The organism is Escherichia sp. MR, from assembly GCF_005280595.1.
Classification (GTDB): domain Bacteria; phylum Pseudomonadota; class Gammaproteobacteria; order Enterobacterales; family Enterobacteriaceae; genus Escherichia; species Escherichia ruysiae.
On record NZ_SZVK01000039.1, the window covers coordinates 36,134 to 43,371 of the forward strand.

A 7,238-nucleotide genomic window follows, 5' to 3' on the forward strand; every position below is an offset into this window, starting at 1 on the left:
CAGCCCGATCGGCTGGCATTTTTATCTCAAATACTACTCTCGCGCCAGAGCATCCACTGGATCCAGCCGTGCCGCATTTCTCGCAGGCAGCCAGCCGAATAAAATCCCGGTAATGGTCGAGCAAAGAAACGCCAGCAGCAGCGCCAACGGAGAAAAGCCAATTTCCCAGCCGGGTAAAAAAAGCTGCAAGGTGAAAGCGATTAACAGCGAAAGAGAGATCCCTAACGCGCCACCCACCAGACAAACCAGCACGGCTTCGATCAGAAACTGTTGCAGTACATCGCTGGCTCGCGCACCCACAGCCATGCGAATGCCAATTTCCCGCGTTCGCTCGGTCACTGACACCAGCATAATGTTCATTACACCAATGCCTCCAACCACCAGCGAAATCACCGCCACCAGCGTCAGAAACAGTTGTAAAGTACGTGTGGTCTTTTCGACGGTTTTCAAGACGCCGTCCATGTTCCAGGTGAAGAAATCCTTTTTGCCGTGACGCAGCGACAACAAACGCGTCAGTTGCTGTTCCGCCTCGGCGCTGTCAAAGCCTTCTTTCACTCTTACGGTAATTGAGTTAAGCCACGACTGTCCCATAACTCGCCCGGACATCGTGCTGTAAGGCAACCACACGCGCAGCACTTTACTGCTACCAAACATCGACTGTTTTTCTTCCGCTACGCCGATGACCCTCGCTGGCATATTACCAACCAGAATCACCTCGCCAACCACATCCGCTTTATGCGGGAAAAGCTGACGGCGGGTATTACTGTCGAGAACGACGACCTGCGCGCGACCGTTGAGTTGCTCCTGATTAAAGGTGTTGCCTTCGCTGAAGGTCATGCCATAGACATTGAAATAATCGCCGCTCACGCCATTGGCACTGGCAGCTACATCAACATTGTTATAACGCAGGCGCAGGTTTTGCGAGACAGCGGGGGTGGCAGAGGCGACCCACGGTTGTTTTTGAATAGCGATTAAGTCGTCGTATTTAAGCGCCTGTTGATATTGCGGATCGTCATCGCCAAAATCTTTCCCGGGATAGACATCAATAGTATTCGTACCAATAGAACGAATATCCGCCAGCACCATTTGTTTGGCGGCGTCGCCCACCACGACAATAGAAACCACCGACGCAATACCGATAATAATCCCCAGCATGGTCAGTATAGTACGCATTTTATTCGCTGCCAGCGCCCGCCACGCCATCGTCAGCGCCTCGTTAAAACCGCTGACAAACTGCCGCCAGCCAGACGCCGTTTTGACTACAGGCTCCGTCCCGCCAGCAACATTCTCCTTTTCAATAGCGGGCGGATTGCGCACGATTTCGCCGTCGCGAATTTCGATCACCCGCTCGGCCTGAGCAGCGACCTGCGGATCGTGGGTGACAATAATCACCGTGTGCCCGCGATCGCGTAACTGATGCAGGATCGCCATGACCTCTTCGCCAGAATGGCTGTCCAGTGCGCCGGTCGGTTCATCGGCAAGGATCACCTGCCCGCCGTTCATCAATGCCCGCGCGATACTGACGCGCTGTTGCTGACCGCCGGAAAGCTGCGCAGGGTAATATTCTGTGCGGTCTTCCAGCCCCAGTCGTTGCAGTAACTCCTGGGCGCGTAGCAGTCGCTGTTTCCTCTCAAGACCGGCATAGACGGCGGGTACTTCAACGTTCTGCTCGGCGGTTAAATGCGAAAGCAAATGGTAACGCTGGAAAATAAAGCCAAAATGCTCGCGGCGCAGTTGCGCCAGCGCATCGGCGTCCAGTGTGGCAACATCCTGACCGGCAACGCGATAGGTGCCGCTGGTGGCTTTATCCAGGCAGCCGAGAATATTCATCAGGGTCGATTTACCAGAACCCGAAGCGCCGACAATCGCCACCATCTCACCGGCATAAATATCAAGGCTGATGCCCTTCAGCACCTCGACCTGCTCATCCCCAGCGGGATAGCTGCGGCGAATATCCTTCAATTCGAGCAAAGGCGTCATTGCGCAGCTCCTGGCTTGGCCTCACCAATCACCACTTCATCGCCCGCTTCCAGCCCTTTGACAATCTCAACATCGGTATCGTTACGTGCGCCAATCGTCACTTCACGCTCGCGTGTTTCACCATTACGCAACAATTTAACCTTATAACGATTATCACCAACCGGATCGCCTAACGCTGACAGAGGGATCGTCAGCACGTTTTTCACATCGGTGAGCTGAATATGAACCTGTGCGGTCATATCCAGTCGCAGCAAACCATTGGGGTTTGGGACTTCAAAACGGGCATAGTAGAAAATGGCGTCGTTAACCTTTTCCGGCGTCGGTAGCACGTCTTTAATCTGCCCTTCGTAGCGCGTCAGCGGATCGCCAAGCACCGTAAACCAGGCTTTTTGCCCCGGCTTCAGGTGGATGACGTCCGCTTCAGAAACCTGCGCTTTTACCAGCATGGTGCTCATATCCGCCAGCGTCAGAATGTTCGGTGCTTGTTGTGCGGCAATCACCGTCTGACCTTGCAGAGTGGTGATTTGCGTGACTTCCCCAGCCATCGGGGCAACGATGCGGGTGTAATCAAGATTGGTTTTAGCGGTGTCGAGAGAGGCCTGATTGCGCTTGATTTGCGCGTCAATAGTGCCGATTTGCGCCTGTTTCACAGCCATCTCCGTCGCGGCGGTGTCGAGATCCTGTTGTGAAACCGCCTGCGTTTGCGCCAGACGTTGTTGACGTGAATACGTCACCCGCGCCAGTTTCAACTCCGCTTCCGCCTGTTGCCGCTGCGCGCGCAGCTCCATCAGTGTTGCTTCCACTTCCTTGATCTGGTTTTCAGCCTGCTCAGGATCAATAACCCCTAAAAGCTGATCTTTTTTAACTTTATCGCCAATCGCCACCGACAGCGTTTTCAACTGACCGCTAACCTGCGCGCCCACGTCAACCTTACGCAGCGCGTCCAGCTTTCCGGTCGCCAGTACGCTTTGCTGCAAATCACCGGGGCGAACAATCAGTGTCTGATAAGTCGGCACGGGCGCGTTGAGAATTCTCCATAACGCAATCAGCCCGGCGATGACTATCACCAGCGCAATAACGTAACGTTTCTTCACGGTTCTCCGATTTTTCATAAATATTCTGAATACTCCATATGCCAATCCGGGTCATCAACTTCAACGAAATATCAACAAAACCCTAAAATTTACGTTAGTAATCACACTATTGATGTTTGGTTAAGATACGCAATGGTGAAATCGGCGTCATGTACAACCATTGATTTCATGAATATGTCGCAGCTAACTGAACGGTCCTTTACGCCATCTGAATCTCTCAGCAGCCTGTCTCTTTTTCTTAGTCTGGTACGCGGACAGTGTCGACCAGGTAAATTCTGGCACCGACGTAGCTTTCGTCAGAAATTTTTGCTGCGCTCGTTGATTATGCCGCGCTTAAGCGTTGAATGGATGAACGAACTATCCCACTGGCCTAATCTCAATACGCTGTTAACACGCCAGCCGCGACTGCCTGTTCGTCTGCATCGCCCTTACCTTGCCGCCAATCTTAGCCGTAAGCAATTACTCGAGGCGCTACGTTACCATTATGCATTGCTGCGTGCGTGTATGTCGGCAGAAGAATTCAGCTTATATTTGAATACCCCCGGCCTGCAACTGGCGAAGCTGGAAGGTAAAAATGGTGAGCCGTTCACGCTTGAGCTGACCATGATGATCTCAATGGATAAAGAAGGTGACAGCACAATCCTGTTCCGCAACAGTGAAGGTATTCCTCTGGCAGAGATCACTTTTACCCTGTGTGAATATCAGGGGAAAAGAACGATGTTTATTGGTGGACTGCAAGGTGCGAAATGGGAAATTCCGCATCAGGAAATTCAGAATGCGACGAAAGCCTGCCACGGGCTATTCCCAAAACGCCTCGTGATGGAAGCGGCCTGTCTGTTTGCCCAACGTTTGCAGGTAGAGCAGATTATTGCCGTCAGCAATGAAACGCATATTTACCGCAGCCTGCGTTATCGCGATAAAGAAGGCAAGATCCACGCTGATTACAACGCTTTCTGGGAATCGGTTGGCGGCGTATGTGATGCTGAACGCCATTACCGCCTTCCGGCACTGATAGCACGAAAAGAAGTTGCCGAAATCGCCAGTAAAAAACGAGCTGAATACCGTCGGCGCTATGAGATGCTCGACGCCATTCAGCCACAGATGGCAACGATGTTTCGCGGTTAATCTGCCCGACCGCGCGCCAGCCACAGCACGCGTGAGAACATTTTTTTCAGCAGCGTCGGTACGGATTCCACACCACGACGGCCGGCCTCCATTGCCACTTCAATGGCAAGATCGGGTTTGGAAGAGCGATGGATCGCCTTCGAGATAATTTTGCGCAGATTCATCGGCACATTTTCCGGGATCTGCGCCACGCGGTGGAACACATCGGAAAATCCCTGGCGATACATAAAATGTTCCATATCCAGCGCCGGTAACGCCGTTAAATGTTCTCGTTCAGCTTCCCGATCGTTATTCAACAGGCTGCGTACCGTAGCGGCATATTTCTTCCCTGCTTCATCGCCATCGACCAGTACATGCCATTCAATCCCCATTCGCCGGGCAAATTTAACCAGTGGCTTTAGCCCGGACTGGGCAAATTCAATGACCTTGATCCCTTCGGCATCGAAATGGTGTCCACACTGGCGCGCCAGTTCATTGATAACCCAGGTTTCTGTTTCCCCTTCCACCAGCAACCAGCAGCGAGCAAACAGCGATGACGGACGATTAAAACGAATATGAAAGGATATGCGTCGGCTATCTTCAGTACTCAAGCCACTCGGCCCCAGACGCCAGGCGGCAACGCGAGAAGATTCACGCACTAGACGGCAAACATGCTCTACCGGTGTTAACGAAAGCAGCTCGCCAGAGTTGGTTGTAGCAATACGTTGCAATGGCAGAAGATTCAGCAGATGCCAGGCAACGGAAAGCATAATGGGGTGTAAACGGGTTTCTGGATCTTCTATCAGCAATAATGGACGGGCGTCTTTATCCAGCCGTAATGTACCTTTTGCCTGCAATAAAGTGGCAAACAGGCCGAGCAAAATAACCCTATACGAGCGACCTCCGGGCCGGTCAATCATCCGGTTGATGATATCCAGATATCGCCAGCTTCGTTGCTCATTGCTGGCTCGCCGCCGCATTAAACGATATCTCGCCTGTCCGGCTCCCTGCTCAGAGAAATAATGCTCAAGCAGTTGCACCATTGCCGAAAGTCCCTGACGAATCTGCCCATCAGAGAGATTTTGTGGATGCGAGGATAACTCACGGGCGAGGAAATCGAGCTGGCGTGCGGTGACTTCCACATTGGGGACATTTGGCACCGTGCCACTACGAATACGGCGCATAAAACGGGCATCACGCAAGCGCAGCACCGGCATTAAACGCACCAGATGGCGTGCCTGATCGTTAATATCCTCGACATCAATCGGATGTCCGTCTTTATCGAGAAAACTGCGGAGTGTCATCACACTGCCGTCTTCCGCACTCTCCCCTTCCAGGCGATAAAAAATACGGTGATAGCCATCGGCGCACGGCGTCCAGCACGCTTCCAGCGGACGATAGCGGCGCACCCGATGCCGGCCTGGCAGCGATTCGCGGAAGGTCAAAATGATATGCAGATGATGTTCCCGCCCATTGATATCTCCCGTCGGAAACCAGAAATCGTCGCGCTCAAAATGGTAGAGATCTGACTCTGGCGATAACAGCAGGGTTAAAGCGTCCAGCAAGCTGGATTTACCCCACGCGTTCTCCCCAATCAGGACATTGTTTTGTTCCAGCATCAACGATAAACGGTTGATACCGCGAAAACCCACAATTTCAACGCGCTCAAGAATCATATCCCCTCCAGAAATATGTTATTTATCTTCTACTCCGGCAGTATAACGAGAAAGACGGTGACAATACGTGATGACAGCACAATTAAGCATGGCAAATGACTGAAAAATGAGCGAATAATTGTGTTATATACCCTCTTAACGATCCCCCCGAAAAAACAACGAAATCAAATAATTAGCTTATGAATTATTTTTGTTACCACCAAAGGCTTAATTCAGTTGTTTGCACTACAATGTCAATCAGGCAAATGACTATATGAGGGAACTGACTATTGCCCTAAATCAAAATTACTGGATTTATTTATCTGGCGAATGACTCGCCTTCGTTTTTAAAATACCCACGCATTATTTCTGTCGTCACTTTTTTACGACGACCCTATAAAACGACCATATTTTTCACAGGGTCAATTTTTAATTGAGGTGGATATGTTCAGAAAATTAGCAGCTGAATGTTTTGGTACTTTCTGGCTTGTATTTGGTGGCTGCGGTAGCGCAGTGCTGGCAGCAGCGTTCCCGGAATTAGGCATTGGTTTTGCTGGTGTCGCGCTGGCTTTTGGTCTGACCGTACTGACCATGGCCTTCGCTGTCGGTCATATTTCTGGTGGTCATTTTAACCCGGCAGTCACTATTGGTTTATGGGCTGGCGGTCGTTTCCCGGCAAAAGAAGTCGTTGGCTATGTGATTGCCCAGGTTGTCGGCGGTATTGTGGCGGCGGCATTGCTGTATTTAATTGCCAGCGGCAAAGCTGGATTTGACGCGGCAGCCAGCGGTTTTGCTTCTAACGGTTATGGCGAGCATTCACCGGGCGGTTATTCCATGCTTTCTGCACTGGTGGTTGAACTGGTACTGAGTGCGGGTTTCCTGCTGGTGATCCACGGTGCAACCGACAAATACGCTCCGGCGGGTTTTGCACCCATTGCCATTGGTCTGGCATTAACACTGATTCACTTAATCAGTATTCCGGTGACTAACACTTCCGTTAACCCGGCGCGCAGTACTGCGGTTGCTATCTTCCAGGGCGGTTGGGCATTAGAACAACTGTGGTTCTTCTGGGTGGTGCCAATTGTCGGCGGTATTATCGGTGGTCTGATTTACCGTACTCTGCTGGAAAAACGTGATTAATTAGCATTGGCATTTTATCTGCCCTGATTGTTTTATCTTCGACGTTACAAACCGCACGGGTGTTGGTGGCGTCAAAATCGCTGAAGCGTTCCCCGAAGGCCGGGGCAGCCCACATGGATGTGGGCTGAGGGCGCGTCTTACAGGGACGTTACCTCGCGCCCGACCCGGTAGCCGAAGGGGATAAGCTGAAGGCACCGCGCAGCGGCGATTTTGTTCGCCAGAGCCCGGGGGTGCAGGGGGCGGCGGCGACTGGCCGCCCCCGGCG

General features: G+C 52.0%; 5 protein-coding genes. 2 read left to right on the forward strand and 3 right to left on the reverse strand.

Annotated features, from left to right (window positions below):
• Window positions 1-33: 33 nt before the first annotated feature.
• Together macB and macA are read right to left on the reverse strand one after the other, a co-directional pair.
• Window positions 34-1,980, reverse strand: coding sequence for a macrolide ABC transporter ATP-binding protein/permease MacB (gene macB, locus FC814_RS16005; protein ID WP_137326179.1), 1,947 nt, complete (start codon window positions 1,978-1,980; stop codon window positions 34-36).
• Window positions 1,977-3,092, reverse strand: coding sequence for a macrolide transporter subunit MacA (macA, locus tag FC814_RS16010; protein WP_000797455.1), 1,116 nt, complete (start codon window positions 3,090-3,092; stop codon window positions 1,977-1,979). The genes macB and macA overlap by 4 nt, the downstream gene beginning before the upstream one ends.
• Window positions 3,093-3,242: 150 nt before the next feature.
• Here macA and FC814_RS16015 point away from each other — a divergent pair, with 150 nt between their 5' ends.
• Window positions 3,243-4,199 (forward strand): VirK/YbjX family protein, encoded by a 957-nt coding sequence (locus FC814_RS16015; protein ID WP_137326180.1) that lies wholly within the window; start codon window positions 3,243-3,245, stop codon window positions 4,197-4,199.
• On the opposite strand, the gene FC814_RS16020 is transcribed toward FC814_RS16015, so the two are convergent.
• Window positions 4,196-5,854, reverse strand: a complete 1,659-nt coding sequence (locus tag FC814_RS16020) for an ATP-dependent endonuclease (protein ID WP_000599824.1) — start codon at window positions 5,852-5,854, stop codon at window positions 4,196-4,198. The genes FC814_RS16015 and FC814_RS16020 overlap by 4 nt on opposite strands.
• 423 nt (window positions 5,855-6,277) lie before the next feature.
• On the opposite strand from FC814_RS16020, the gene aqpZ reads away from it, so the two are divergent.
• Window positions 6,278-6,973: an aquaporin Z gene (gene aqpZ, locus FC814_RS16025; RefSeq protein WP_010347562.1), complete on the forward strand. Its 696-nt coding sequence runs from the start codon at window positions 6,278-6,280 to the stop codon at window positions 6,971-6,973.
• Window positions 6,974-7,238 lie beyond the last annotated feature (265 nt).

What these genes read in the sequence shown, in the direction of transcription:
- macB (WP_137326179.1), bottom strand. Translation starts at nt 1,980, where the DNA reads ATGACGCCTTTGCTCGAATTGAAGGATATTCGCCGCAGCTATCCCGCT.
- macA (WP_000797455.1), bottom strand. Translation starts at nt 3,092, where the DNA reads ATGAAAAATCGGAGAACCGTGAAGAAACGTTACGTTATTGCGCTGGTG.
- FC814_RS16015 (WP_137326180.1), top strand. Translation starts at nt 3,243, where the DNA reads ATGAATATGTCGCAGCTAACTGAACGGTCCTTTACGCCATCTGAATCT.
- FC814_RS16020 (WP_000599824.1), bottom strand. Translation starts at nt 5,854, where the DNA reads ATGATTCTTGAGCGCGTTGAAATTGTGGGTTTTCGCGGTATCAACCGT.
- aqpZ (WP_010347562.1), top strand. Translation starts at nt 6,278, where the DNA reads ATGTTCAGAAAATTAGCAGCTGAATGTTTTGGTACTTTCTGGCTTGTA.